General features: G+C 70.8%; 22 protein-coding genes. 12 read left to right on the forward strand and 10 right to left on the reverse strand.

What is annotated here, in order from left to right:
• Positions 1-204 precede the first annotated feature (204 nt).
• The 4 genes from ACFQS9_RS02125 to ACFQS9_RS02140 form a co-directional block, all read right to left on the reverse strand.
• Entirely contained in the window at positions 205-921 is a 717-nt protein-coding gene (locus ACFQS9_RS02125) for a hypothetical protein (RefSeq protein ID WP_378401078.1), read from the reverse strand.
• 230 nt (positions 922-1,151) lie between these two features.
• Positions 1,152-1,451, reverse strand: coding sequence for a DUF6802 family protein (locus ACFQS9_RS02130; protein ID WP_378401080.1), 300 nt, complete (start codon positions 1,449-1,451; stop codon positions 1,152-1,154).
• A gap of 74 nt (positions 1,452-1,525) precedes the next feature.
• Complete coding sequence (locus tag ACFQS9_RS02135) at positions 1,526-2,953, reverse strand: hypothetical protein (protein WP_378401082.1); 1,428 nt, start codon at positions 2,951-2,953, stop codon at positions 1,526-1,528.
• A complete protein-coding gene (locus ACFQS9_RS02140; protein ID WP_378401084.1) occupies positions 2,950-3,765 on the reverse strand; it encodes a hypothetical protein in 816 nt (271 codons plus the stop codon). The genes ACFQS9_RS02135 and ACFQS9_RS02140 overlap by 4 nt, the downstream gene beginning before the upstream one ends.
• A 253-nt stretch (positions 3,766-4,018) precedes the next feature.
• On the opposite strand from ACFQS9_RS02140, the gene trmB reads away from it, so the two are divergent.
• From trmB to ACFQS9_RS02155, 3 genes are read left to right on the forward strand one after another with little or no spacing between them, the layout of a single operon-like run.
• Positions 4,019-4,780: a tRNA (guanosine(46)-N7)-methyltransferase TrmB gene (trmB, locus tag ACFQS9_RS02145; protein WP_378401086.1), complete on the forward strand. Its 762-nt coding sequence runs from the start codon at positions 4,019-4,021 to the stop codon at positions 4,778-4,780.
• Complete coding sequence (locus tag ACFQS9_RS02150) at positions 4,777-5,496, forward strand: NYN domain-containing protein (protein ID WP_378401088.1); 720 nt, start codon at positions 4,777-4,779, stop codon at positions 5,494-5,496. The genes trmB and ACFQS9_RS02150 overlap by 4 nt, the downstream gene beginning before the upstream one ends.
• A complete protein-coding gene (locus ACFQS9_RS02155) occupies positions 5,496-8,117 on the forward strand; it encodes an MMPL family transporter (protein ID WP_378401090.1) in 2,622 nt (873 codons plus the stop codon). Before ACFQS9_RS02150 ends, ACFQS9_RS02155 begins: the two co-directional genes overlap by 1 nt.
• Positions 8,118-8,148: 31 nt before the next feature.
• Here ACFQS9_RS02155 and ACFQS9_RS02160 read toward each other — a convergent pair whose 3' ends face one another.
• The 5 genes from ACFQS9_RS02160 to ACFQS9_RS02180 all read right to left on the reverse strand — a co-directional run bounded on the left by ACFQS9_RS02160 (position 8,149) and on the right by ACFQS9_RS02180 (position 13,922).
• Positions 8,149-10,032 (reverse strand): DUF2339 domain-containing protein, encoded by a 1,884-nt coding sequence (locus tag ACFQS9_RS02160; protein ID WP_378401093.1) that lies wholly within the window; start codon positions 10,030-10,032, stop codon positions 8,149-8,151.
• A 99-nt stretch (positions 10,033-10,131) separates the two neighbouring features.
• Positions 10,132-10,839: a DUF1707 SHOCT-like domain-containing protein gene (locus ACFQS9_RS02165; RefSeq protein WP_378401095.1), complete on the reverse strand. Its 708-nt coding sequence runs from the start codon at positions 10,837-10,839 to the stop codon at positions 10,132-10,134.
• An 85-nt stretch (positions 10,840-10,924) separates the two neighbouring features.
• Complete coding sequence (locus ACFQS9_RS02170; protein WP_378401097.1) at positions 10,925-11,572, reverse strand: response regulator; 648 nt, start codon at positions 11,570-11,572, stop codon at positions 10,925-10,927.
• Positions 11,573-11,577: 5 nt separating this feature from the next.
• Positions 11,578-12,687, reverse strand: coding sequence for a MacS family sensor histidine kinase (macS, locus tag ACFQS9_RS02175; RefSeq protein WP_378401592.1), 1,110 nt, complete (start codon positions 12,685-12,687; stop codon positions 11,578-11,580).
• A gap of 74 nt (positions 12,688-12,761) precedes the next feature.
• Entirely contained in the window at positions 12,762-13,922 is a 1,161-nt protein-coding gene (locus ACFQS9_RS02180; protein WP_378401099.1) for an AI-2E family transporter, read from the reverse strand.
• Between the two features lie 193 nt (positions 13,923-14,115).
• Here ACFQS9_RS02180 and ACFQS9_RS02185 point away from each other — a divergent pair, with 193 nt between their 5' ends.
• The 7 genes from ACFQS9_RS02185 (at position 14,116) to ACFQS9_RS02215 (ending at position 21,782) form a co-directional block, all read left to right on the forward strand.
• Entirely contained in the window at positions 14,116-15,570 is a 1,455-nt protein-coding gene (locus ACFQS9_RS02185; RefSeq protein ID WP_378401594.1) for an adenylate/guanylate cyclase domain-containing protein, read from the forward strand.
• 31 nt (positions 15,571-15,601) lie between these two features.
• Positions 15,602-16,783, forward strand: a complete 1,182-nt coding sequence (locus tag ACFQS9_RS02190; RefSeq protein WP_378401101.1) for a lysylphosphatidylglycerol synthase transmembrane domain-containing protein — start codon at positions 15,602-15,604, stop codon at positions 16,781-16,783.
• Positions 16,784-16,992: 209 nt separating this feature from the next.
• Positions 16,993-18,693, forward strand: a complete 1,701-nt coding sequence (locus tag ACFQS9_RS02195) for a 2-isopropylmalate synthase (RefSeq protein ID WP_378401103.1) — start codon at positions 16,993-16,995, stop codon at positions 18,691-18,693.
• Between the two features lie 164 nt (positions 18,694-18,857).
• Positions 18,858-19,409, forward strand: coding sequence for a YceI family protein (locus tag ACFQS9_RS02200; protein ID WP_378401105.1), 552 nt, complete (start codon positions 18,858-18,860; stop codon positions 19,407-19,409).
• Positions 19,410-19,582: 173 nt separating this feature from the next.
• The gene (locus ACFQS9_RS02205) at positions 19,583-19,969 is read left to right on the forward strand and encodes a DUF3054 domain-containing protein (RefSeq protein WP_378401107.1); all 387 of its coding nucleotides are present in this window, start codon (positions 19,583-19,585) and stop codon (positions 19,967-19,969) included.
• Positions 19,970-20,022: 53 nt separating this feature from the next.
• Positions 20,023-21,492, forward strand: a complete 1,470-nt coding sequence (locus tag ACFQS9_RS02210; RefSeq protein WP_378401109.1) for a peptide MFS transporter — start codon at positions 20,023-20,025, stop codon at positions 21,490-21,492.
• Between the two features lie 113 nt (positions 21,493-21,605).
• A complete protein-coding gene (locus tag ACFQS9_RS02215) occupies positions 21,606-21,782 on the forward strand; it encodes a hypothetical protein (RefSeq protein ID WP_378401111.1) in 177 nt (58 codons plus the stop codon).
• Positions 21,783-21,869: 87 nt separating this feature from the next.
• On the opposite strand, the gene ACFQS9_RS02220 is transcribed toward ACFQS9_RS02215, so the two are convergent.
• A complete protein-coding gene (locus tag ACFQS9_RS02220; RefSeq protein ID WP_417715317.1) occupies positions 21,870-23,759 on the reverse strand; it encodes a penicillin-binding transpeptidase domain-containing protein in 1,890 nt (629 codons plus the stop codon).
• Between the two features lie 150 nt (positions 23,760-23,909).
• Between ACFQS9_RS02220 and ACFQS9_RS02225 the strand changes: the two genes are divergently transcribed.
• Together ACFQS9_RS02225 and ACFQS9_RS02230 are read left to right on the forward strand one after the other, a co-directional pair.
• On the forward strand, positions 23,910-24,464 hold the full coding sequence (locus ACFQS9_RS02225) for a hypothetical protein (RefSeq protein WP_378401116.1): 555 nt from the start codon (positions 23,910-23,912) through the stop codon (positions 24,462-24,464).
• 164 nt (positions 24,465-24,628) lie between these two features.
• Positions 24,629-26,218 carry an ABC-F family ATP-binding cassette domain-containing protein gene (locus ACFQS9_RS02230; RefSeq protein WP_378401118.1) on the forward strand — a complete coding sequence of 530 codons (1,590 nt, stop codon included), beginning with the start codon at positions 24,629-24,631 and terminating at the stop codon, positions 26,216-26,218.
• Positions 26,219-26,270: the final 52 nt, after the last annotated feature.

Consider the following 26,270-nt stretch of genomic DNA (forward strand, 5'->3'; position numbering starts at 1 on the left):
CGCAACGCGGGTGCGTTCGCGTCGGCAGGGATGCGCAAGGGGGCCGGGCTGTGGACAATGTCGCGCGCGAGGCCTGAGACGGCCGGAGACAGACGAACACCCCCGGTGTCGACCCGAGGACGAGCGCTCGTCCTGAAGGAGGGGAACCCCGACGGTCCCCTCCGCCGACTCCGGAGGTGTTCGTGTCTAGCCGTTCAGATGGGCCTAGCTACCGTTGTTGATGACGTTGGTGATGGTGTCGCCGAGAACGTCGCTGATCGAGCCGGTGGAGCTGAGCTGGCCCTCGGCCGAGCCGAGGCCGGCACCGTCCGCGACGCTGAGCACGGTCTCACCCGGGTTCGGGATGCGCACGGTGAAGCAGGCGGTCAGGTTCGGCATTTCCTCGCTGACGCCGACGGTGCCGGCCACACCGGTGCCCCGGCTGGTGATCTGCGAGCCGGGAGCGGAGTTCTCCGGGACCTTGTAGGTCATCTTCAGGGTGACCGGGTTGCCGGAGTTGACGAACCAGCCGGTGTGGGTGACCTTCCAGCCGTCGCCGTTCTTGGTGGGGGTCACCACCTCCTCGTTCTGACCGGTGGGGATGCCCACCTGGAACGCCGTCACGGTCGCCTTGACGGGAGCACCGAAGCCCACCGGCGGGATGTCGTTGATGGTGTTGACGTACGGGTTGCCGATGCCGGTGGTGGAGACGACCGTCGTGTAGGTCACGAGGGTGCCGGGTGCGGCCTGGGCGTTCGAGACCGTCTTGGAGTAGTTGTGCGTGATCCCCCAGGTGGAGGCGTTGTTCTTGCTGTGGGTGCTGGACTGGTTGCACGCGGCGGCGCTCGCGGTACCGGCGCTGAGGCCGACGGTCAGACCGGTCGCGACGAGGGCCGCGGACGCAGCCACGGCCGCGGCGCGGCGCATCGGGGTGTGGGACATGTGGAGATCTCCATTCGATCAGTTGCAGGGCCAACCACGTAATGCCGACCTGTTGCGGCCCACGGGGCGCCAGATTTACCTGAGTGGGCGATGTCATCGCACCGTGACCTTTATACGGACAAGTGTCCAACCCCACAGGGGAATGCGAAAATCCGTTCAGGGCACAGCTCGGGCCCGGCGTGGTCCACCCCGTCCACGGCCGCGGAGGGGCACTCTCGGAGTGCGGCGCCCTAGAGGCTGCCGTGATCGGTGCGGGCCCAGCGGACCTCGCCGTCGGCCCCGCGGTGGGCCTGCCAGGACTCGTACCCGCCCCCGCCGTCGACGGTGGTGACGTGATCGGCGAGCCCGTCTTCGTCCAGGTCAGACGCGACATAGAGGGTCGCGCCCGTCGAGTAGGTCCTGGTGTCGAGTTCGCCGTCCCCGTCGAGGTCCACGGTCGGGGCGTGCAACTCCCACTCCCCGGCTTCCGGGCTCATCGGGTGCGGGGCGGTCCCGAGCGTGCCGAGCAGCAGCATGTCGTCGTGCATCATCGCCGCGGCTCCTTCCTTGGGATGGACTGGTCGCTGGATAGTTGGACGCAGCGCGGCCCCGAACGGTTCCGCCGTTACCCAACGGTGACGTGTGCGAACGACTCGAGCACCGTCAGGTCACGCTCGCAGGCGGCCAGCTTTCCGGCCCGGCTGCCCGCCGTCTCCCTCAGCTGTCGGTCCAACGCGGCCAGCCGGGCCTCGGACTCGAGCAGGCGGTCGCGATGCGTCGCCAGGACCGCTTCGGCACACCGCGCTTCGACGTCGACGAGCCGCCCCAGCACCCGTTGTTCCAACACCGACCGCACCGTCGCCAGGGTCTCCACGGTCCACTGGCGCAGGTGTGTGCGGTCGGCGAGATGTCCGCGGGCCCGGGTCAGCCACCACGCCGCGGCGGCGCCGAGGAGCAGGGTGACCGGGATGCTGACCAGGTCGAGCGCGGGCATCGTCGACAGCGGCGCCATCACCATCCGGCCCAGACCCAGCCCGGCGGACGCCCCGAGCACGATCATCATCCGGTCCTCGATCCCACGGTGCCGCGGCGACGGCGGCTCGATCGACGGCACCGATGACAATCGGTTCTCGTCGGGCAACGCCGCGCCGAGCACCTGCCCGCCGATCTCGGCCAGGCGTGCGTCCGTCGCCTCGTCGACCCTCGCAGTGAGCTCCGCGACCGCCGCCCGCAATCGCGACGGATACGAGGCCAGCGCGGCGCGATCGGCCCGGTCGAGGGCCGCCCTGGCCGCGGCGGACTCGGCCCGAACCCGGTCGTTCACCTCGTGCACCAGGTCCACCCGGGCCAGCGCGGCGACCCGGCGCAGTACCGCGGCCCTTTCCGTCCGCCAGCCTTCCCGGTCCGCGATGAGCGCCGCGCGCTCGGCCCGCAGCGTCGCGGTGTCGTCGCCCGCACGGAGCGAGACGACGCTCGCGCGAACCAGCTCCCCGGTCCGTTCGGCCACGCCCGCGACCCGCTGCCGCAGCTGTGCCTCCCGCCGCGGGGCGGACTCGTGCGCCTCCAGCAGTGCGGCACGCAACTCGTCGAGTCCGGAACCGTCGGGCGCGGAGACCGGATGGATCACCACCCCCGCGAAACGGGGGGCGTGCGCGGCGAGCAGGTCGGCGTTGCGCCGCGCGACCGCCGCCCAACCGTCGTGCGCGTCGACCTTGGTGAGCGCGAACACCACCGTGTGCGCGAACTCGGCACCGCCCCGCAGCAGATCGAGTTCCTCCCGCCCGAGCGGCGCGGCTGCGTCCAGCACCATCAGCGCCACGCCTGCCGACGGATCGGGCAGCTCGGTGTAGCGCAGCGCACGACTGCGGGGCTCCGCCGCCGTCAGCGCGCCGATCAGGTCACCGCGACCGCTTCCGGACGCGCCGAGGACCGCGACCGACGCCGCACCGCCGCGCTCCGGCCCCGTCGGCGCCGGGCGTTCCAGGCCGGCCAGCGCGGCGGGGTTCCATCGGCGCAGGACGGCCGCCAGCTCCGGCGGCACCGGGTCGGTCACCGGACGTCCCCCCGGACCCACTCCCGGACCGCCTGCCGGTGCAGCGCGAGGGCGGCCCTGGTGCTGCACGCGCCGAAGCCGCCGTTCATGCGGCCCCGCCACGCCCGCGCCCGCCGCAGCGCGAGCCCTGGGTCGTCCGGCAACGCCTCCGGCGCCGCAGTCCGCTCGCTGGGGTGGATCGCCGCGACGGCGACGGCCAGCGCCTCGTCGCCCGCCAGGTATGCCTCCACCGCGTCTCGGACGTCGGCGGTCCCGGTCAGCGCCCGCAGCCCCGCCATCAGTGCCGCGGCGCGGGCGGACCGGACGGAGGCGATCCGCTCGAGCACCGCGGTCCGCATCTCGTCGACGCCGTCGGCCGCAGTCGTGAGAGCTCCGCCGCGCCGGGCGCTCACCGGCAGGCAGGGCGCGCCGAGGACGCTCGCGGCGCGCTCGGTGGCGGCGGCGGGGTCGGCGACGGTGTCCACCTTGTTCAGCACGGCCAGACCCCGCTCCCCCGCGACGCTCGCCGCGGCGACGTCCGCACGGCGCGGCGGGTCGCACGTGACGAGGACGACCACCTCCGCGGTCAGCGCCGGATCGTCGGCGCCCGGCACGTCCCAGGCCGCGGTCTCGACGACCTCGACGCCCACCGTCGGGCCGAGGGCCGCCACGACCGCGGACCTGCCGACGCCCGCGCGCCCGGTCACCTGCACCCGCACCGGCGCTCGATACCGCTCCACGGCCCGGGTCACCAGAGCCCCGGCCGCCGGATCAGCCTCCGTCACCGACCGGCGCAGGCCGTCCAAGGTCGCACCGAAATTCACCGACGCCACGGCGTCACCCCCCCCCCCCCCGAAAAGAAGAACGCGCCCACCCCCGGGCACGCACCGAATGATCGCAGCAACCGCGGCACCCTGCCCCGCGAGTCCCGGAAATACGTCGAGCATGTCGAGGAAACAGCAGGTCGAGGTGCCCCCGCGGGGAGTCAGCGCGGTGACGCGACGCGCGGGCGGGCCCCGACGCGACGGTGCTCGCTCGAGAAAGTCTCAACTTTCACTTCAGACCCACCTGCCACAACGCTCCGTCATGCGTGACAATGGTCGGGTGAATGACGCGAAATCCCGGGTGGCAGGGGCCGCCGAACAGGGTTCCCGCCTGTACCCCCGGGTGACCAGTTTCCGCTCGCGCCGCGGCGCCCTGACCGACCCTCAGCAGCAGACGTGGGACCGGCTGTGGCCCACGATCGGCACCGACGTGTCCGACGCCCCGCTGGACGTCGCCGGGTGGTTCGGCCGCGAGGCACCGACCATCGTGGAGATCGGCAGCGGCACCGGCACCGCGACCGCGGCGATGGCCAAGGCGGAGCCGCACGCGAACCTCATCGCGATCGAGGTGTACCGGCCGGGCCTGGCCCAGCTGCTGCAGGCGATCGAGCGGGACGCCATCCCCAACATCCGGGTGCTGCGCGGCGACGCCGTCGACGTGCTCGAGAACATGCTGGGACCGGAGTCCCTGATCGGTGTCCGGGTGTTCTTCCCCGACCCCTGGCCCAAGGCCCGCCACCACAAGCGCCGGCTGCTGCAGGCGCCGACGTTCAAGCTGATCGCGGAACGGCTGATGCCCGGCGGCGTGCTGCACGTCGCCACCGACCACGCCGAGTACGCCGAATGGATCGCCGAGGCCGGCAATGCCGAACCCCTGCTGACGCCGCTCGACTGGGATGATCTGGCGCAGGGCCCGGCCGATTCACCGATGACCCACGAACGACCGGTCACCAAGTTCGAGAACAAGGCGCAGCAGGTTGGCCGACCCATCACCGAGCTGATCTGGGGAAAGGTTCGAGCATGAGCGTGAGCGAACGGTTACCGGACACGTCACCGACGGACCCGATGGGCGCGAACTCACTCGCGGACGAGCCCCGTGAGATGAAGCACCAGAAGCGGGTCCTGCTGGTGTGGGACGCGCCGAACCTGGACATGGGCCTCGGCGCGATCCTCGGCGGCCGCCCCACCGCCGCCTACCGGCCACGATTCGACGCCCTCGGGCGCTGGCTGCTGGGCCGGACCGCCGAACTGTCCGGCACGAGCGCGGTGCGTCTCGAGCCGGAGGCGACGGTGTTCACGAACATCGCCTCGGGCAGTGCCGACGTTGTCCGCCCGTGGGTCGAAGCCTTGCGTAATGTGGGTTTCGCGGTGTTCGCCAAGCCGAAGATCGATGAGGACAGCGATGTCGACGCCGACATGCTCGACCACATCGCCCTTCGCGCTCGGGATGGTGGGCTGGCCGGGATCATGGTCGCCTCCGCCGACGGTCAGGCTTTTCGCGAGCCGTTGGAGGACATCGCCGCAACCGGTGTTCCGGTGCAGGTTCTGGGCTTCCGCGAGCACGCGAGCTGGGCGGTCGCCTCGGAGACCCTCGAGTTCGTCGATCTCGAGGACATCCCCGGGGTGTTCCGTGAGCCGCTGCCACGGGTGAGCCTGGAGTCCCTGCCCGACGAGGGTGCCTGGTTGCAGCCGTTCAGACCGCTGTCGGCCCTGCTCATCGGGCGTCAAGGAGTGCAATAGTGTTCGCCACCTGGGGTCGACTGGTCTACCGCCTCCGATTCGCCGTGATCGGAGCGATGGTCGGGCTGATGCTCGCCCTCGGTGCGTATGGCCTGGGCATCGAGAACCACCTCAGCCAGAGCGGCTGGGACGACCCCGGCTCCGAATCGGTGGCGGCGGCCAAGCTGGCCGACGGCACCTTCGGCCGCGACACCCTCGCCGACGTGATCCCGCTGTACACCGCGCCCGAGGGAAAGACCGTCGACGACCCGGCGTTCGGGGCCAAGATCACCAAGAGTCTCGACGACCTGGCGGCGAACAACCCGGACGAGATCCTCAAGGTCAACGCCAGCTACTGGTCGACCAAGCTCGCGGCGATGGCCGACAAGACCAAGGAGCACGCGTTCGCCAGCGTCGCCATCAAGGGCGACAACGACACCGAGGTCGCGGCCAACTTCAAGAAGGTCCGCGACCAGTTCTACATCGACGGCGTCGACGTCAAGCTCACCGGGCTGCAGCCGGTCACCGGCACGCTCAACGACACCATGGCCAACGACGTGAAGCGGATGGAGATCCTGGCCATCCCGGCGGTCGCCGTCCTGCTGTTCTTCATCTTCGGCGGCATCGTCGCTGCGGCGCTGCCGCTGATCGTCGGCGGCCTGACCATCATCGCCGCCAACGGCGTGGTCAAGCTGATCACCCAGTTCACCGAGGTCAACGCCTTCGTGCTGCCGGTGGTCTCGCTGATCGGCCTCGGCCTGGCGATCGACTACGGCCTGTTCATGGTGAGCCGCTTCCGCGAGGAGATCGCCGAGGGCTACAGCACCGGCGACGCGGTGCGCCGGACGGTGATGACCGCCGGGCGCACCGTGATCTTCTCGGCGACGATGATCGTCGCCAGCCTCGGCGGCCTGCTGATCTTCCCGCAGGGATTCCTCAAGTCGGTCGCCTACGGCGCCATCGCGGCCGTCATGCTGGCCGCGGTGATCTCGGTCACGGTGCTGCCTGCCATCCTCGGCATTCTCGGCCGCCGGGTGGACGCGCTGGGACTGAAGTTCATGCGCAAGACCAAGACCACCGACGAGATCGAGAACAGCTTCTGGGGCCGGCTGACCCAGTGGGTGATGAAGCACCCGCTCAAGGTGACCATCCCGATCGTGGTCGGCCTGCTGCTGCTCACCATCCCGATCTCGAACATCAAGTTCGGCGGCATCAACGAGACCTACCTGCCGCCGGACAACCCCACCCGCGTCGCGCAGGGCGAGTTCAACGACCTGTTCCCGAACTCCCGGTCCGAGCCGGTCAAGCTGGTGATCGACGGCGCCCAAGGGACGGCGCAGATCACCCAGATCGTCAGGGAGGCCAACGCCGCGCCCGGACTCATCGAGAAGTTCACGATCAACAACCCGACCAAGGACGGGGTGACGGTCTTCAAGGCCGGCCTGGTCGACCGCAACGACTCGGCCGAGACCATCGACTACCTCCGGGCCATGGACGTCCCCGACGGGGTGACCATGCTGGTCGGCGGGACACCCGCGATCGAGCAGGACTCGATCGCCGCGCTGCTGGACAACCTGCCGCTGATGGTCACCCTGGTGGTGCTGCTGACCACGCTGCTGATGTTCCTGGCCTTCGGGTCGCTGGTGCTGCCGATCAAGGCCGTGCTGATGACCGCGCTCGGGCTCGGCGCCACCCTCGGCATCCTGACCTGGATCTTCATCGACGGCAACGGCGCCGGGCTGCTCAACTTCACGCCGGGACCGATCATGTCGCCGGTGCTGGTGCTGATCATGGCGATCATCTACGGCCTGTCCACCGACTACGAGGTGTTCCTGCTGTCCCGGATGGTGGAGGCGCGGGCGCAGGGCGCCAGCACCACCGAGGCCGTCCGGGTCGGCACCGCGCACACCGGCCGCATCATCTCCGCGGCCGCGCTGATCCTCATCGTCGTCACCGGCGCCTTCGCGTTCTCCGAGCTGGTGATGATGAAGTACATCGCCTACGGCATGATCGCCGCACTCGTCATCGACGCCACCCTGATCCGCATGTTCCTGGTGCCCGCGACCATGAAGCTCCTCGGCGACGACTGCTGGTGGGCGCCGGCCTGGATGAAGCGCATCCAGGAGAAGCTGGGCCTGGGCGAGCCGATCCTCGCGGACGAGCGGATGCCGTCCGACGTGCCGGTGATCGCGACGCCGCCGATGCCCGTGCCGGTCGAGCCGCGGCCCGCGAACCCCACGCCGCTCACCCGGGCCGCGGTGGAGCGGGTCCTGCCCGCCCGCACGTCGGCCGCCACCGCCGTCGTGGAGCCCGCGGCGCCGCCGTCGGAACCGCTGACGGAACCGATCCCCCGGGCGCACCCTCCCGTCGTCGCGCCGGAGCGGGCCCCGCGTCGGGCGCCCACCCCGCGCCCGTCGGGTGCGGTCGAGCCCAAATCCGCCCAGGCCGAGCGGGATTCGCGCCCCATCGAGAGCTGGCTGGCCGAACTCAAGGTCCCGAAGCCCGCGCAGGCATCCGTGCCGCAGACCAACGGCTCGGACGAGTCCGCCGGCCAGGTGGAGGATCAGGGCAGGCACCGGCACTCGGCCGGCTCGCCGACCGTGAGCGTCAGCGAGCTGCTCGCCCGCCACCAGGAGGACTGAGGACGAGGGCGAGCAGCCGCAGGCCGGGTGGCTAGGCCTCCACCCGGCCGCGCTGGGCGCCCTCGGCGAACGCGCGGGCGTACCGGGTCCCCGCCGCCAGCAACAACAGCCCGACCCCGATGAACGCCAGCACCCGGAACATCCCATCCAACGTCGCCAGGTCGAACAGGAAGAGCTTGGCCAGCGCCGCGAAGGTGAGGGTCAGGCCCGCGCCGAGCGCGAGATGCGCCCGCTCCGGGTGCGCGAGCCCCCACCGGAGCGCCGCCGTCGCGAGCACCATCGCGACCAGGGTGGCCGCGCAGTGTCCGGCGATGAATCCCCTGTCCACACCCAGCGTCGCGACACCGGTGGCCACCACCGCCGCGGTGCCCGCGTAGAGCGCGCCGATCCCTGCCGCGACCCAGGCCACGTCTGCCCGCCGATCATCGAGTAGACCCATCGAATGCGCCTGCCCGACAACGAGAACCATCAGGGTCGCCAGCATCGCCCCGGACACGATGACGGCGAGCGAGCCGACCGCGTCGGCCTGATTCACCAGTACCCCCGGCGGGGCGGCGTCGAGGAACAGCAGCGCGCCGATCGCCCCGAAGCCGACCCCAGCGCCGTAGCCGATCCGGGAGCGGGCCTGCCCGGCGACCGCGACCAGTCCGAGCGCCACCGCGAGCAGCACCACCGGGAGCGCGTCCCGTGAGCTGGCGCCGATGCTCGCCTGCAGCACGGCCAGCGACGCGACCGCCGACATGGCGATCCGGGTGTGCCCGGGCAACGGGCGCACGACTGCCAGCACGGCGAGCAACCCGGCCGCGAGCCCGCACTGCAGCGCCACCTCGGTCCAGCGGCCCGCGACGCCGCCCGAGAACAGCAGCGGCAGCGCCGAGAGTGCGAGCATCACCGTCGCGGTGACGTCGCGGGCATTGCGCCGCACCAGCACCACCGCCGATCCGATACCGAACACGGCGACCACCACCGCCAGGGCCAGCAGCGCGGCCGCGACCGGACGGTGCGCGCCGGACCACGGCGAGGCCCCGGTCCAGGTGGCGTCGGCGAGGGCGATCAGCATCCCGAGCACCGCCGGAATCGCCCGTGCCGCATGCAGGTACGGCCAGTCCCGGCCGAGCTGCGGCGGGAACGCGGCGACCTGGAGGAGCACCAGGAAGACGAGCAGCGTGACGGTGAGCCCGTCGGCCAGCGCCGGGGCGAGGACCGCCACCGCGACCACGGTCAATGCGGCCAGCGGTTGCGACTGCCAGCGCATCGCCAGCGTCATCCCACCCGCGGCGATCCCGAAGGCGACCGCGAGGCCGAGCGCGGGCGGCAGCCAGCCGTAGTACGAGGTCGCGGCGATCACGTCCAGGTAGCCGCCCGCGACGCCGGTGCCGGCCAGGGCGATGCCGCCGACCCGGCCCCCCGGACGATCGAACACCCGGATGCCCGCGCCGACCAGGGCCGCGGCGAACACCGCACCGAAGACCACCCGGGCGACGGGGCCGAAGAACCCGGCCTGCGCGGCCAGCACCAGCAGCATCAGCACACCGATCAGGGTCACCGCCGCACCCGCGACAGCGAGCACGCGGCTGACCACGCCGTCGCGCTGCCACCACGGCTCCCGCGGCTCCCGCTCGGGGGCCTGCGGACGAATCGGCGGCCACGGGACGGGTGTCGACGGGGCCGGCGGTCCCGCGTGCGGAACGGGCTGCGGCGCAAGCCGAGTCGGCGGTGTTGGTTGCGGGAGGTACGTCGGTTGCTGCGGGACCGGCGGCGGTGCGTACGCCTGCGGCGCGGGGGTCTCGAGCTGCGACCGGAGCCGTGTCAGGTCCTCGGCGACCTCGCGCATGTGCAGCCCGAGCGCGTCGAACTCGCCGGACAGCCGCGCGACCAACTGCGGATCGACCTGGGGGCTTGCGGGATTGACCATGTATCAACGATCGGCGCACGGGCCGTCGGGGGCATGAGTAGTCCTACTCGATCGGCATGGGGGTTTTGTGTGGCATCGCCCCGGGGCGGTGCGCGGGGGTCAGCCCAGCATCCGCTTCCAGGTGGTGCCGAACGGGTGCTTGGCGGCCAGGGAGCCGAACCGCACCTTCCCCCGCACCACGAGGTGCAGCGGACCGATCGGGGGTCCGGTGCGCACCTTGTTGGTGGCGCTGCCTGCGACCGTCTCGACGCCGTTGAGGTCGACGGTGGCCTCCGGCGGGACGATGAGCGAGATGGAGCTGAAGTAATCGGCCACGATGATCTCCACGACCTGGCTCGTCATGATCGCCTCGGTGAAGTCCAGCGTGACGTCGGACATCATGCTGTCGACGTGCACCGTCGGCGGCACCTGCCACTTGCCCTTGCGGGTGACCGTCGACATCCGTCCCCGCAGCACGCTGCCGGGATGGGCGACCGCACCCTGGTACGGGTCGGCGGGCGCGAACTGCGGCTGCGGCTGCGGCTGCGGCTGCGGCTGCGGCTGCGGCTGTGCATAGGACACGGGCTGCGAATACGGTGCGGGCTGCGGATAGGGCGCGGGCTGCGGGGCGTACTCGCCGACCAGCTGTATTCCCGGAAGGTCGACGAGCACCACGTTCAGCTCGCCCCTGGTCCGCGCGGCAAGGGCGGTGTCCATCCGCTCGGTGAACTCACCGAGCGAGAGCATCCCCTGCCCGACCGCACGCTGGAGCAGCTGCCCGACGTGCTCTCGTTCCGCATCGGATACCCGCAGATCCTTCGCATCCATGCCAACACGATATGCGGATTCGCCGCAGTGGTGCACGTACGGAGGTCCCGCACTCCGTGTCCGCACCACTGCGGCGAAGCCGCATTCAGAGCCCGCGTTCGATGACGTACCGGGTCAGCTCGACGCGGTTCGCCAGCTGGAGCTTGCGGAGCGTGGCCTGGACATGGTTCTCGACCGTGCGGTGACTGAGCGTGAGCCGGGTGGCGATCTGCTTGGCGCTCAAGCCCTTCGCGACCAGCCGCAGCACCTCCGTCTCGCGTTCGGTGAGCCGGGGCGCCTCGGGGGCGCGGTCATCGGCGGGGCCGGCCGCCATCCGCCGGTACTCGCCGAGCACCAGCCCGGCCAGCCCCGGGGTGAACACCGCCTGGCCCGCGGCGGTGGCCCGGACGGCGTCCACCAGCTCGGCCGCCGACGCGCTCTTGACCAGATAGCCGGTGGCCCCCGCCTTGATCGCCTCGAGCACGTCCTCACGCTCCGCCGACGCCGACAACACCAGCACCGTCGAGTCCGGCGAGGCCGCCAGCACCTCGGCCGTGGCCTGGGCCCCGTTCCCGTCGGGGAGCTGCATGTCCATCAGCACGACCGCGGGCCGCACCGCCGCGGCCCTCGTGCGCGCCGCCGCCACGCCGTCCGCGGTGGCGACCACCGCGAAACCGGCCGCCTCGAGGTCGCGGGCCACGCCGTCCCGCCAGATCGGGTGGTCGTCGACGACCATGACCGTCAGCGGCTCCATCCCGTTCACCCCTTCCCCGACGCCTGCTTGCGTACCCGGATCTCCCATTCGACGCCCTCTCCCGGCGTGTTTTCAAGCGTCGCCGTGCCGCCGAGGTCCGCGACCCGGCCGAGGATGGAGCGCGAGACCCCCATCCGCCCCTCCGACTCGGCCTCCGCGAGCCGGCCGGGGGCGAACCCGATGCCGTCGTCGCGCACGGAGACGATGACCTCCTCGCCGATGTCCTCCAGCAGCACATAGGCTTTCGCGCCCGGACCCGCGTGCAGCGCGACGTTCGACAGCGCGGTCCGCACCACGGCCGCGACCTGCGTGGCCCGCTCCCGTGCCATCAGCACCGGGACGGCAGGCGCCGACACCGACACCGTGGTGCTCGCCTCGCCGCGCAGCAGCGGGCTCAGGTCCACGTCGCCGCCGCCCAGTACCGGCGTCGCCTGCTCGGAGATCAGCTCCCGCAGGGCCACCTCCTGCTCGCCCGCCAGGGTCGCCAATTCCGCCGTCGGGCCGCCGATCTCGGCGCCCCGACGGCGGACGTACGCGAGCACCTGCAACACCCCGTCGTGCACCTCGCGGCCGAGCCGCTCCCGTTCCTCCGCCGCGGCGGTCAGGCGCGCGGCGCGCTCGAGCTGCGCGTGCGATCGACGCGCGGTGTTGGCGGCCAGCCCCAGCGCGAGCCCCACCGAGATCAATACCGGCGCGGTGGCGTCGCGCCACAGATCGAGATCGATCTGGCCCCGGACCAGCGCGCTGACCACCGAGACCGCGGCCCCGGACACCACCCCGAGCCACGGCCCGCCCAGGATCGCCGCGGAGATCACCGCGTTCGTGGCCCACAGCGTGGTGGGCAGGGTCTGGTGCGTGGAGTACCAGTCCTGATCGGACACCAGGCGGGTCGAGGCCATCAACGCCACGACCACCACCTGGTCGGCCGCGACCAGCCACCGCCGCGCCGCCGCGTGCCGGGACAGCCCGACCGCCGCCAGCCCGGACCACACCACCATCAACGCGACCACGGCCCAGCTCAGCGTCGGCCGCGTGTAGTTCGACACCGACGCGACCTGGTAGCTGACCGCGTACACCAAGGTGGCCAACCGGAACACCTGCGCGGCCCGCCACAGCGGCTCGGTGGCCCGTGAGTCTTTCCGGTCCTCCTGCGAACCGCAGTGACTTTCGGCGGCGGTGCCGCCCCGACTCACGGCACCTCGTCCGGGGTCGCCGGGAACAGCGGGACCCGCGGGTCGGCGACCTCGACCTCGTCCGGCACCTCCTCCTGGTCGGAGGCGAGCAGCGACCGGACCGCGGTGTTGAGCACCGCGACGATCGGCACCGCGAGCAGACCGCCGACGATCCCGGCGAGCACGATGCCGGTGGTGATCGCCAGCACCACCGCCAGCGGGTGCAGCCGGACGGCACGCCCGAGCAGCAGCGGCTGCAGCACGTGCCCCTCGAGCTGCATGATCCCGATGATGATGCCGAGGGTGATCAGGGCCGTGATCAGCCCCTTCGTGACCAGCGCGACGAGGACCGCGACGAACCCGGTGACGAAGGCACCGACGATCGGGATGAACGCGCCGACGAAGACCAGCGAGGCCAGCGGCAACGCCAGCGGGACCCCGAGAATCGCCAGCCCGATCCCGATCCCGACGGCGTCGGCCGCCGCCACCGCGACGGTGGCCCGCACGTACCCGACGAGGGAACCGAAGCCCTGGCTGCCGGCCAGCCGGACCCGCTCGCGCGAGGCCGCCGGGATCACCCGCGTGACGAACTCCCAGATCTGGTCGCCGCCGTAGAGGAAGAAGATGACGGTGAACAGCGTCAGCGCGGCGCCGGTGAACAGCTCCCCGATCACCTTGCCGGTCGTCAGCGCCCCGCTGGTCACCGCCTCCTTGTTGTCCTGGATCGACTTGACCACCGAGTCGCCGGCCTGCCGGATCTGGTCCTCGGAGAAGTGGAAGGGGCCCGCGGTCAGCCATTGCTGCATCTGCTCGACGGAATGGGTGAACTGCTCGGTCAGCTCCGGCAGCCCCGCGATGAACTGCTCGACGACGAAGGTCATGATCCCGGCGACCACGCCGATCGCGACGACCAGCACCACCACCACGGCCGCCGACCTCGGCACGCCCTTGTTCTGCATCCAGTCCACCAGCGGGTAGAGCAGCGCGGCCGCCAGCAGGGCCAGGCCGACGGGGATGAGCACCGTGTCCAGCCTGCTGATCACGTATCCGAGGGTGAGCAGTCCGGCGAACAGCACGAGCAGACGCCACGTCCATTCGGCGCCGAGCCGGACGATCGGATGCACCGCACGGGCGTCACCGGCCTGCGGGAGGCCCGATCGCGGCTCGTTCGCGCTCACCTCAGCGAGACTATTCGGCCGACCCTGAGTTGTGCGGGAGGCGGTGATCGGCGCGGCCCGGCGGATGAGGTCCAGGTCACGCCGCGACGACGTGGTGCGCTCGGCAACTGGGCCGCACGACTAAGTTGGTCCTGTGCTGGCATCCTCCTATCGAGCGGTCGCGCTGACCATGCGTAGTCGGTGGCCGCTCTACATGGGTTCGATGATCTTGGCCAACTTCTTCGGCGCCGTGCTCGTGCTGGCCTTCATCCGGTACGGCCTACCCATCTCGGAGTCCCAGGCGATCATCGCGGACCGCGTCCGCAACGTCATCATCTTCGGCATCTACCTGTTCTTCGCCGGGATCGTCAGCCTCGGCGCGGCGGCGATGATGCTGCGGTCGGTGGTCCGCTGGCAGCTGCGCGGGGGCCCGCCGACCCGCAGCGAGCAGATGGCCGCGCTGCACGCCCCGCTCCGGCAGGCGATCGTGCACCTGGTCCTGTGGGTCATCGGCGGCATGCTGTTCGTCTTCCTCACCGTCTGGGAGATGCCGGAGCTCGCCGTCGCGGTCGTCGTGACGGTGTGCATGGCGGCGACCACCACCTTCGGGTTCACCTACATGCTCGGCGAGCGGATCCTGCGGCCGGTCGCCGCGAAGGCGCTGAGCGAGGGGCAGTTCGACCGCCTCCTCGCGCCGGGCGTCGGACCCCGGATGGCGATGACCTGGGGCCTGGGCACGCTGATGCCCGTCATCGGGATCATCCTGCTGTGTGCCACCCAGTTGAGCACCGACCTGCAGTTCTCGACCAACGCGCTGGCCGTCGCGATCATCCTGCTGTCCGGGCTGGCCATCACCACCGCGTTCTCCCTCTCCATGCTCACCGCCAGCCAGATCTCGGATCCGATCCGGCAGCTCCGCAGGGCCATCGAGCGGGTGCAGCGCGGGGCCACCGATGTCCAGGTGGAGGTGTTCGACGGCAGCGAGATCGGCCGGCTGCAGGTCGGGTTCAACCGGATGATGAAGGACGCGGGCGAGCGCAAGCTGCTGCGCGAGCTGTTCGGCCAGCACGTCGGGGAGGACGTGGCCCGCCGGGCGCTGCAGTTCGGCACGGAGCTGGGCGGCGAGACCCGGTTCGTGGCCGTGCTGTTCGTGGACATGGTCGGCTCGACCGGCGCGGCCGCCGAGCAGCCCCCCGGCGAGGTGGTCCGGCTGCTCAACGAGTTCTTCCGTGTCGTCGTCGACGTCGTCGACCAACACAACGGCTTCGTCAACAAGTTCATGGGCGACGCCGCGCTGGCCATCTTCGGCGCGCCGCTGGACCGGCCGGACGCGCCGTCGGCGGCGCTGGCCGCGGCCAGGGAGCTGCGCTTCGCGCTGAACGACATCACCGGGCTCGACATCGGTATCGGCGTGTCCGCCGGCCTGGCGGTGGCCGGGAACATCGGCGCCGCCGAGCGATTCGAGTACACCGTGATCGGCGACCCCGTCAACGAGGCGTCCCGGCTGACCGAGCTGGCCAAGCTGCGGCCGAGCCGGGTGCTGGCCTCGACCAGCGCCCTGTACTTCGCGGACGACGAGGAACAGGCCGAATGGGAGCTCGGTGATCAGGTTCAGCTGCGGGGCCGCAACCGGGTCACCCACCTCGCCTGGCCGGTGCAGTATCCCTAGCGGGGCGACCCCGCCTGGTTACGCTGGGCAGGTGGTCACGCCGCAGCCCGACCGGAGCGAGGTCGTCCCCCACTGGCCGGAGGGGTCCCTACCCGACCGTCCCCGCGGGCGGTTCTGGTGGCTCAAATGGGTCGCCGGGGTGTTGCTCGTCGCCCTGCTCGTGGCCGAGGGCGTGTATCTGTGGCCGCGGCTGCACGAATCGTGGACGGCGCTCTCCGAGATCCACTGGGGCTGGCTGGCCGCGTGCATCGTCGCGCAGGCCGTGTCGCTCAGCGGCTACGGGCGCGTCCAGAAGCAGCTGCTCCGGGCCGGCGGGGTGGCCGTGAGCCAGGGCAAGTCCGTCTCGGTGGTCTATGCGTCCACCGCGATGGCCGTGACGCTGCCTGCGGGGCAGGTCTTCTCGACCGCCTTCACCTACCGGGAAACCCGCCGCTGGGGCGCCAGTCCCGTCGTCGCATCGTGGCAGCTGGCGATCTCCGGGGTGATCGCGGGCGTCGGGTTGGCGCTGATCGGGGTCCTCGGTGCGCTGTTGGTCGGCGGCTCGGTCAGCCCCTTCACGCTGACCTTCTCCATCGCGGGACTGATCGCCCTCGTCTTCGCGGTCCGCTATGTCACGGCGCACCCGAACTCGATCGAGGCGGCCGTCCGCTGGGTGCTGGTGCGGGTCAACGCGATGCGCAGCAAGCCGGCCGACACGGGGATGGCCGCGGTCCGGGAGATGCTCGAGCAGCTCGAGTCGGTCCAGCTCGGCAGGCGCGACGGCGCGCTGACGCTCGGCTGGTCCGCGGTGCACCGGATCGGGGACCTCGCCTGCCTCGCCGCGGCCTGCTACGCCATCGGTGCCGAGCCCGCGCTGTCCGGGCTGCTGATCGCGTTCGCCGCGGGCAAGGCCGTCGCCACCATCCCGCTCGCGCCCGGCGGTCTGGTGTTCGTCGACGCCACCCTGATCGCCACCCTCACCACCGCCGCCAGCATCAGTGCCTCGCAGGCCGTGGCGGCCGCGTTCGTCTACCGCGGTGTGAGCTTCATCCTCGTCGCGATCGTCGGCTGGATCGTCTTCCTCTTCCTGTTCCGCCGCCATCAGCACGAGGATCTGGAGTTCGACGTCGAGCTCGAGCGCAGCGAAAAACGGGCGCTGCACGAGTCCCCCGCCGCCGAGAACACGGGCCTCGAGGGCCCGGAGCGCGAGCGATCACACCGGAAAAAGAGCTGATCAGCGGATAGTTTGAGCGCACTCGTCCTGCGGGGGTGCTTATCACCCGATTCGGGCGATTGCCTTCTCCGCAGTGGTCGATCTCACATAGCCTAACTCTCATGCCATGTACGGGCGACACGCCGTGAGCCGCGGAAAGCTCTGATCAGGTCTCTCTCCACCGCGGGATTCGAGTATGTCGACCGCCTCCTCTCACACCAGGAGCCGACATGAAGTGGAATCGCCAAGTCCCGTCCGGTATGCCGTCGCACCGCTACCGGTCGCATTTCGACCGGGTACCCACGCCACCCGACGACGGCATCGGACGTCAGTGGCCCTCCAACCGCCTCACCGCCGCCCCGCTGTGGGCGCCGGTCGATCTCCGCGACGGCAACCAGGCCCTCCCGGAGCCGATGGACACAGCCCGCAAGCGGCTGATGTTCGAACAGCTGGTCCGGATGGGATACAAGGAAATCGAGTGCGGTTACCCGGCCGCCAGCCAGGCCGACTTCGACTTCACCCGCGACCTGGTGACCTTCGACCTGGTGCCGGACGACGTGACCGTCGTGGCGTTCACCGCCGCCCGGCCCGAGCTGATCGACCGGACCTTCGAATCGGTGCGCGGCCTCGCCAACGTGGTGATCCACACCTACGTCCCCACGGCGCCGCTGTGGCGATCCATGGTGCTGGGCCAGGACCGCAAGGAGTTGCTGCGCCACATCCTGAAGTCCGCGGAGGACGTGGCCCGCGTCGGCGACACGATTCCGGGCATGCGGTACCAATTCGCCGCCGAGGTGTTCAACCTGACCGAGCCGGACTTCGTCCTCGAGATCTGCAACAGCCTCACCGAACTGTGGGACGCCAGCCCGGACCGGCCGGTCTCCCACAACTTCCCGACCACCGTCGAGACGGCCACACCGAACGTCTACGCCGATCAGATCGAGTACATGCACCGGCACCTCGACCGTCGCGAATCGGTGATCCTGTCGATCCACACGCACAACGACCGCGGCACCGGCGTCGCCTCCTCGGAGCTGGCGATGCTCGCGGGCGCGCAGCGGGTGGAGGGTTGCCTGTTCGGCAACGGCGAGCGGACCGGGAACGTGGACCTCGTGACGCTGGGGCTGAACCTGCACTCGCAGGGCGTCGACCCGATGATCGACTTCTCCGACCTCGACTCCGTGCGTCGAACGGTGGAGTACTGCAACAGGATCGACGTGCACCCGCGGCACCCGTACGGCGGCGACCTGGTGTTCACGGCCTTCTCCGGCTCCCATCAGGACGCGATCAAGAAGGGGTTCAGCAAGCACAACACCGAGGCGAAGTCCGCCGGGATCGAACCCATGCAGGCGGCGTGGGACATGCCGTACCTGCCGATCGACCCCGCCGACATCGGCCGCGACTACGAGGCGATCATCCGGGTGAACAGCCAGTCCGGAAAGGGCGGTGTCGCGTACCTGCTGCAGACCGGATACGGGCTGGACATGCCGCGCGGGCTGCAGATCGACTTCGCGCGCAGGGTGCAGCACATCACCGATGACGGCGGCGGCGAGGTCAGCGCCGAGGAGCTGTGGAAGCTGCTCACCTCGGAGTACGCCCACCACGGCGTGCTCGACAAGTGGTCGGTCCAGCACCTCGGGGACGGCCTCGACCACCTCGAGGTCCGCGCGACCCTCGGCGAGATGCAGATCGACGGCGAGGCCTCGGCCAGCGGGCCCGTCGAGGCGCTGACCCGGATCCTCGCCGCACACGGACGCGAGGTGGAGGTGCTGGCGATGGCGCTGCAGTCGGTCGCCGAGGGCGCGGGCGGCCAGGCCATCACCTTCGCCCAGTGCCGGGTGGACGGCAAGACCCAGTGGGGCATGGGTGTCGAGAAGTCGGTCACGGCCTCGACGCTGAGGGCCGTGCTGGCGGCGGCCGCGCCCGACTGATCCCGCGCACCGAACAGGCGATTCCCACGGGACCGCCGGCCGAGTCCTCGGCCGGCGGTCCCGTCGTGTGACCCACATCACCTCGCCGTCCGGAAATATCCCCGGCGGCGGCACCGTTGGACGAGGCACCTGCTTGAAAATTGAACTACTTACAAGGAGCCTTCATGACCACCGCCATCGCCCTCCCCACCCTGACCACCGGCACCTGGGCCATCGACCCCAGCCACTCGACCGTCGGCTTCTCGGTGCGCCACCTGATGGTCAGCAAGGTCCGCGGGCGGTTCCAGGACTTCTCCGGCGCCATCACCGTCGCCGAGGACGGCACCCCGTCCGTCAGCGCCGAGATCAAGGTCGCGTCCATCACCACCGACAACGAGCAGCGCGACAACCACCTCCGCGCGGCCGACTTCTTCGACGCCGAGCAGTTCCCGACCGCCACCTTCACCTCCACCGGCGTGCGCGCCAAGGGCGAGGACTTCGTGGTGGACGGCGACTTCACCCTGCACGGCGTGACCCGCCCGGTCGAGCTCAAGCTCGAGTTCAACGGCGTCAACCCGGGCATGGGCCACGGACCCGTCGCCGGCTTCGAGGCCAGCACCGTGATCAACCGCAAGGACTTCGGCATCAGCATCGACATGCCGCTCGAGGGCGGCGGCGCCGTCGTCGGCGACAAGATCACCATCACCCTCGAGATCGAGGCCGGTCTGCAGGCCTGACCCGCTCGCCTACCGCGCACCCGTCGCGTCCCAGCCCCCTGGGGACACGACGGGTGCGCGTTGTCGTGCGACGCTGCATCGCACCGGCTTCCGCGGGACGGGACGCGTCGACGGTCGCGGCGCGCGGGGCCCTCCACGACCGCCGCGGCGACCCGGCGGCCTACCCTGGACGCGTGAACAAGCGCCTACACGTCCTGGCCGTCCTGGCCGTCGACGTCGTGTTGGTCATCGTGTTCTGCGCGATCGGCCGCCGCACCCACGATGAGGCCAACGCGCTCGTCGGGCTCGCCACCACCGCATGGCCGTTCCTCGGGGGACTCGCGGTCGGCTGGCTGACGAACGAGGCGCTGTACCGCAACAAGTCGGTGCCGGAGTCGGTGTTCCCGGCCGGTGTGATCATCTGGTTGTGCACGGTCCTCGTCGGGATGATCCTGCGGGCGGTCAGCGGCCAGGGCACCGCGTTCAGCTTCATCGTCGTCGCGACCTGCGTTCTGGCGGCGTTCCTGCTCGGCTGGCGCGCGATCTACGGGGTCGTCCGGAGGCGCTCCACCGCCGCCTAACAACTTGGCCTCGAGTCCCGGCGGGGACTCGTCGCGCGTGAGACAGTTTGCCGATGAGCGAACTCACGTCGCCGCCCCGGGATCCCAAGGCCGACCGTGGTTTCTTCGGCCAGCCGGTCGCGCTCGCGAACCTGTTCGGCGTCGAGATGTGGGAACGGTTCTCGTTCTACGGGATGCAGGGCATCCTCATCTACTACCTGTACTACTCGGTGGCCGACGGTGGGCTCGGCATCTCCCAGGCCGCCGCGACCAGCATCGTCGGCGCGTACGGCGGCACCGTCTACCTCTCGACCATCCTCGGCGGCTGGGTGGCCGACCGCATCCTCGGCTCCGAGCGCACCCTGTTCTACAGCGCGATCCTGGTCATGTGCGGCCACATCGCGCTGGCCGCGATCCCGGGCCTGGCCGGCGTCGGGGTCGGCCTGGTCGCGATCGCGATCGGCAGCGGCGGCCTCAAGGCCAACGCCACCTCGCTGGTCGGCGACCTCTACGCGGAGAACGACGACCGCCGCGACGCCGGGTTCTCCATCTTCTACATGGGCATCAACCTGGGCGCCCTGATCGGACCGCTGCTGACCGGGTGGGCGCAGGACACGTGGGGATTCCACGTCGGTTTCGCGCTGGCCGCGATCGGGATGGCGCTGGGCCTGATCCAGTACACGCTCGGCCGCAAGCGGCTCGCCGGGATCGGCGAGCGGCCCCCGGACCCGATGCCGCACTCGCAACGGCTGCGGTACGCGGCGGTCGGCGCCGTCGCGTTGCTCGTGGTCCTCGCGCTCTGCCTGACCGGGGTCATCACCACCGACAACCTCTCCGACGTGGTCGTCGGCCTGACGATCGCCGCCTCGATCGCGTACTTCCTGGTGATCCTGACCAGCAAGCACATCACCAGCACCGAGCGCAGCCGCGTGATCGCGTTCATCCCGATGTTCCTGGCCAGCGCCGCGTTCTGGTCGCTGTTCCAGCAGCAGTTCACCGTCGTCGCGATCTACGCGGACAAACGGCTGGATCGCAACCTGTTCGGTTGGGACTTCCCGGCCTCCTGGGTGCAGTCGATCAATCCGGTCTTCATCATCATCTTCGCCGGTGTCTTCGCGGCCGCGTGGACCAAACTCGGCCCCCGCCAACCGTCCTCGCCGCTCAAGTTCGCGGCGGGCACCATCATCATGGGCCTGGCCTTCCTCGCGTTCCTGCCGTTCGCGGGTGGCGGGCCGAACAGCACCCCGCTGCTGGGCCTGATGTTCATCCTGTTGTTGTTCACCTTCGCCGAACTCTTCCTCTCCCCTGTCGGCCTGTCACTGTCGACAAAGTTGGCGCCCAAGGCATTTCACACCCAGATGGTCGCGCTGTTCTTCCTGTCGGTCGCCCTGGGCTCGTCGATGGCGGGCACGCTGGCGAAGTACTACAACGAGAACGACGAGGCGCCGTACTTCACCTGGGTGGGGGCGGCATCGATCTCGGTCGGCGTCGTGATGATCCTGCTCTCGCCGTGGATCAGCCGAATGATGCGCGGCGTGCACTAGCGACGCCCGCCGCCGGACCCCTTGTGCGCCGTGTCGCCGCGGGCGGACGATGGTTGGGAGCCATGAGGGGTGGCTCGACCACAGGTTCGTCCCAATCAAAAGGTGTGAGCACAATGTCCACCAGGATCACCAAAACCCTCGCTGCGACCGCGATCGCCCTGACAGTCGGTGTCTTCGCGGCCCCCGCCGCCTCCGCAAGCGAAACCGCGGCCGCGACGCCCGCCCTGGGCTCTGTCGCCCTGTGCTTCAGTCTCCCGCTCGGGTCCGCCGCCCTCGTCTGGTGCATCTGAACGCGCCGCGAGAAGCCCCGTCGCGATCGAGGGGCTGGATCGACCCTAGAACGACCAACTAAACGCACGCCGTCGGCCTGCGCGTTGTCAACGCGGGATCTGGGCCTGGATCGGTCGTAGGAACCGTCCGGCCGCATCCACCGCGGGGGCCGAGCTGTCCGCCCCCGCGACGAACACCGCAAACGCAATATCGTCGCCTGGGGGCCCCTCCCGCTTGCGGGGGACGATGCCGACGAACCAGCCGTGCGCGGCGGCGTCGCCGACCTCGGCGGTGCCGGTCTTGCCGCGCAGGTCGGCGATGTCCGCGAGCTGGGTGGCGGTGCCGGCCGTGACCGTCTCGCGCATCATGGTCCGCAGCTGCTCGGTGACCTGTGGGGGCGCCGGGGCAGGCGTCGTGTTCGCGACGCCCGGCATCCCCGCGACCAGCGTCGGCGCGGGCGTGGAGCCCTTGGCGATGGACGCCGCGACCAGCGCCATCCCGAACGGTGTCGCGGTCACCTGCCCCTGCCCGATCGCGGATTCGACGCGCTGCGCCGGGGTGTCCGCGGGCGGCACGCTGCCGGTGACCGTGGTCAGCCCGGGCGTCACGTAATCCACCCCGAGACCGAACTGCAGGGCCGCGTCGGGCAACGCGGTCGGCGGCAGCGCGACCGCGAGCGCGCCCATGGTGGTGTTGCAGGAACGGGCGAACGCGGTGTGCAGCGGCACCGAGCCGAGGTCGAAATTGTCGTCGTTGGGGATGGTGCGCCCCTCGATGTTCGCGCTGCCCGGGCACGGCAACACGGTGTCGGGGGTGACCGAACCTGCCTGCAGCGCAGCGGAAGTGGTGACCGTCTTGAAGGTCGACCCCGGCGGGTACAGTCCGGTCAGGGCGATCGGGCCCTGCGCGGCGGCGGCCGGGTTCTGCGCGACCGCGAGCACCGCCCCGGTCGACGGCCGCAGCGCGACGATCGCGGCCTGCTGCGGGAGCGCGGCGATGGCGGCCTGGGCGGCGCCCTGGATCGCGGGGTCGAGGGTGGTGGCGATGTCGGGCTGGGGCGTGCCGTCCTCACCGGCCAGCCGCTCCGCGGATCCGTTGGCGCGCACCAGCTGTACCGCCCAGCCGGCGGAGGCGTCCTGGCCCTGCTGCCACAACTTCCGGAGCCCGTCGAGGGTGGGTGAGGTCATGGCCTTGTCCGCGGTGAGCAACCGTGTCTGCTTCACCAGCTGCACGCCGGGGATCGCGGTGAGCCGGTCGGCGATCGGCTGGAAGTCCGTGTCCCGCAGCGTGATCGCGGTGACCGTCTTGCCCTGGGATCCGGCCAGATCCGCCTGCAGCGAGGCCGCGGTGATCGTGGGGGCCACCGGGCCGAGCAGCTGCGCGACCGCGGCGGCGGTACCGGCCGGGTCGGCGATCGTCGCCGGGTCGAGGTTGACCAGGGTGACGGTCTGCTCGGTCATCAGCGGGCGCCCCGCGGCGTCGAGCACCTGCGGGGAGCCCCCGGCGAGGGTGGTGTAGCGCAGCGTGGTGTCCGCGGTCAGTCCCGGCGCCAGCAGCTGCGGGTCCCAGGGGATCTTGCCGCCGTCGGCGACGGACTGGCCGCCGCCGGTGGTGGTGTAGCTCCAGGTGTGCGCCGAGTCGGGCTCGGCGGTCGGGGTGGCGCTCGTGGTCCCGGCCGCGGGCGTCGTCGTGGGCTCGGCGGCAGCTTCGGCGCCGAGGGTCCAGTCCGCGTCGAGGGTGAAGGTGCCCGCGTCGCTGTCGGTGCCCGCGACCACGAAGGTCGCGTCCCGGGCGGCGAGGCCGTCGAACATCTGGGTGATCGCGGCCGCCGCGGCGGCCGGGTCGCTGGTGAGATCGGCGGCCGCCTGCGCGTTCCGCTGGGTGAGCGCGTCCGCGAACTGCCGCGCGGCGACCTCCGTCTCCGTCTCCGACTGCCCGATGGTGCATCCGCCCAGTACCAGCGCCGACACCGCGATCCCCACCACACCCAGCTTCATCCGCATGGCCTCGAGGTTAGGCGGCCCCGCCGCCGGCGCGCCGATTTGGCACCGCGCGCCACCAAAAGGCTGAGTCGATCCGTAGCGCATTCACCGAAATGAGCGTATGACTGTAATCAAGTAATCATCGCAACCTTCGAGGTGAGTTCGATGGGATACACAGGACACGGCGGACGCAGATTCGGACGGCCGGGCGGCTGGCAGCAGGCCGATATCCCCGACGCCAGCGACGCGAGCGAGTGGTTCGCCGGGCGGCTGCCCGAGGACTGGTTCACCGGCCCGGCCACCGTGACGGTGGACCGCGAGGAGATCGTCGTCACCGGCGAGCTGCCCGCACCGGAGGAGACATCCCAGGCCGCCGTCGACGGCCGGATCTCCCGGTTCCGGGAGACCACCAGGGCGGACCGGATGCGGATCGCCGACGAGGCGGAGGCCCGCTACGGGCGCAAGGTGGCCTGGGGCGTCACCCTGGGCGAGCGGCACGTGCTGTTCACCCACCTGGCGGTGCCCGTGATGACCCGGTTGCGCCAGCCCGAGCGCCGGGTGCTCGACACCCTTGTCGACGCCGGAGTGGCCCGTTCCAGGGCGGACGCGCTGACCTGGGCGGTCAAGCTCGCGGGCGAGCACAGCGAACAGTGGCTGGCCGAACTGCGCGAGGCGATGGGCCGGGTGGACGAGCTGCGCTCCGAGGGACCGAACATCTGAGGCGCCGCTCATAAATCCCTTGTCGAACCGACGGGATCGCCCTATCGTGGTGGCCGTCTTGTTGTCGACGATCGGAGAAGGGCCCTTGCTCATCCAGAGGTAGTGAACGCATCGCGCCGTGTGCTCGTGCACGCCGGCGCCCGCACCCACCTCTAGGAGCACCCATGGCCCAGTCCTATCTCGCCCTTTCCGATCTCTCCTTCCACTGGCCCGACGGCGAACTCGCGTTCGATGGCCTCGACGCCGTATTCGGCACCGGCACAACCGGACTCGTCGGACTCAACGGCGCCGGCAAGTCCACCCTGCTGCGGCTGATCGCCGGCGAGCTGGCCCCCGACCGCGGCTCGGTGACCGTGCACGGGTCGATGGCGTACCTGCGCCAGGACCTCGCATTGGATCCGGATCGCCGAGTGGACGCCATCCTCGGCATCGAATCTCAGCGAAAGGCCCTGCACCGCATCGAATCCGGTGCAGGCACGGACGAGGACTTCGCCGGTGCCGCCGGACACTGGGACATCGAGGAGCGTGCCGTGGCCACCCTCGACCGGCTCGGGCTCGCGCACATCGCCCCGTCGACCGACGCGCTCGGCCGAACTGTCGGCACGCTGTCGGGCGGGGAGACGATGCTGCTCGGCCTCACCGCCGCGCTGCTCGGCGAACCGCAGGTGCTGCTGCTCGACGAACCGACCAACAACCTCGACCTGGCGGCGAAGGCCCGGCTCTACGCCGCGGTCGCGCAGTTCCCTGGCACCGCCATCGTGGTCAGCCACGACCGCGAGATGCTCGAGCGGGTGGATTCCATCGCCGAGCTGCGCCGCGGGGAACTGCGGATGTTCGGCGGCAACTTCAGCGCCTACCGGGCGGCGATCGACGCCGAGCAGGAGGCGGCCCGCGCGGCGGTCCGCGACGCGCGCAGCGACGTGCGCAAGCAGGGCCGTGAACTCGTCGAGGCGCAGACGAAGATCGCGCGCAGGGTGCGGTACGGGAAGAAGATGGAGGGCAGTGTCCCGCGAATCCTGGCCGGCGAACGCAAGCGTCAGGCCCAGGTGTCGGCGGGCAAGCTGCGCGGCAGCCACGTCGACAAGCTGGAGGAGGCGCGGCAGGCCCTCACCGAGGCGCAGGAGCTGATCCGCGACGACCGCGAGATCCGAATCGACCTGCCGGACACCGCAGTCCACCCGGGCCAGCGGGTGATCGAGCTCGAGGACGTCACGCTGGCCTGCGGTCCGACGGTGTCGCTGACGGTGTCCGGGCCGGAGCGCATCGCGTTGGTCGGGCGCAACGGGATCGGCAAGACCACCCTGCTGCGGGCCATCGCCGACGCTGGCCCGCGGGTGCCGTGGCGGTCGTTGCCGCAGCGTCTCGACATCTTCGACGGCGATCGGACCGTGGCACAGAACGTCGCCGATGCCGCTCCGCACGCGACACCGGAGCAGATCCGGGCCCGACTGGCCCGGTTCCTGTTTCGCGGTGCCGCGGCCGACACCCCCGCCTCGGCCCTGTCGGGCGGGGAACAGCTGCGGGCGGCACTGGCGCGGATCCTGTTGGCCGAGCCCGCGCCGCGACTGCTCATGCTCGACGAGCCGACCAACAACCTGGATCTGCCCAGCCTGGCGCACCTCACCTCGGCCCTCGCCGAGTTCCGGGGTGCGCTGGTGGTCGCCAGCCACGACCTGCCCTTCCTCCGGGAGATCGCAGCTACTCGATGGATCGAACTCACCGAGGACGGGCTACGGGAGGTGGATCCGCGCTAACCTCGGGTTCCGCCTGCCGCACCGCCGGACCGCCGTGCGGGCACATCTCGAT

The organism is Rhodococcus daqingensis (genome assembly GCF_042665615.1).
Taxonomy (GTDB): Bacteria; Actinomycetota; Actinomycetes; order Mycobacteriales; family Mycobacteriaceae; genus Rhodococcus_G; species Rhodococcus_G daqingensis.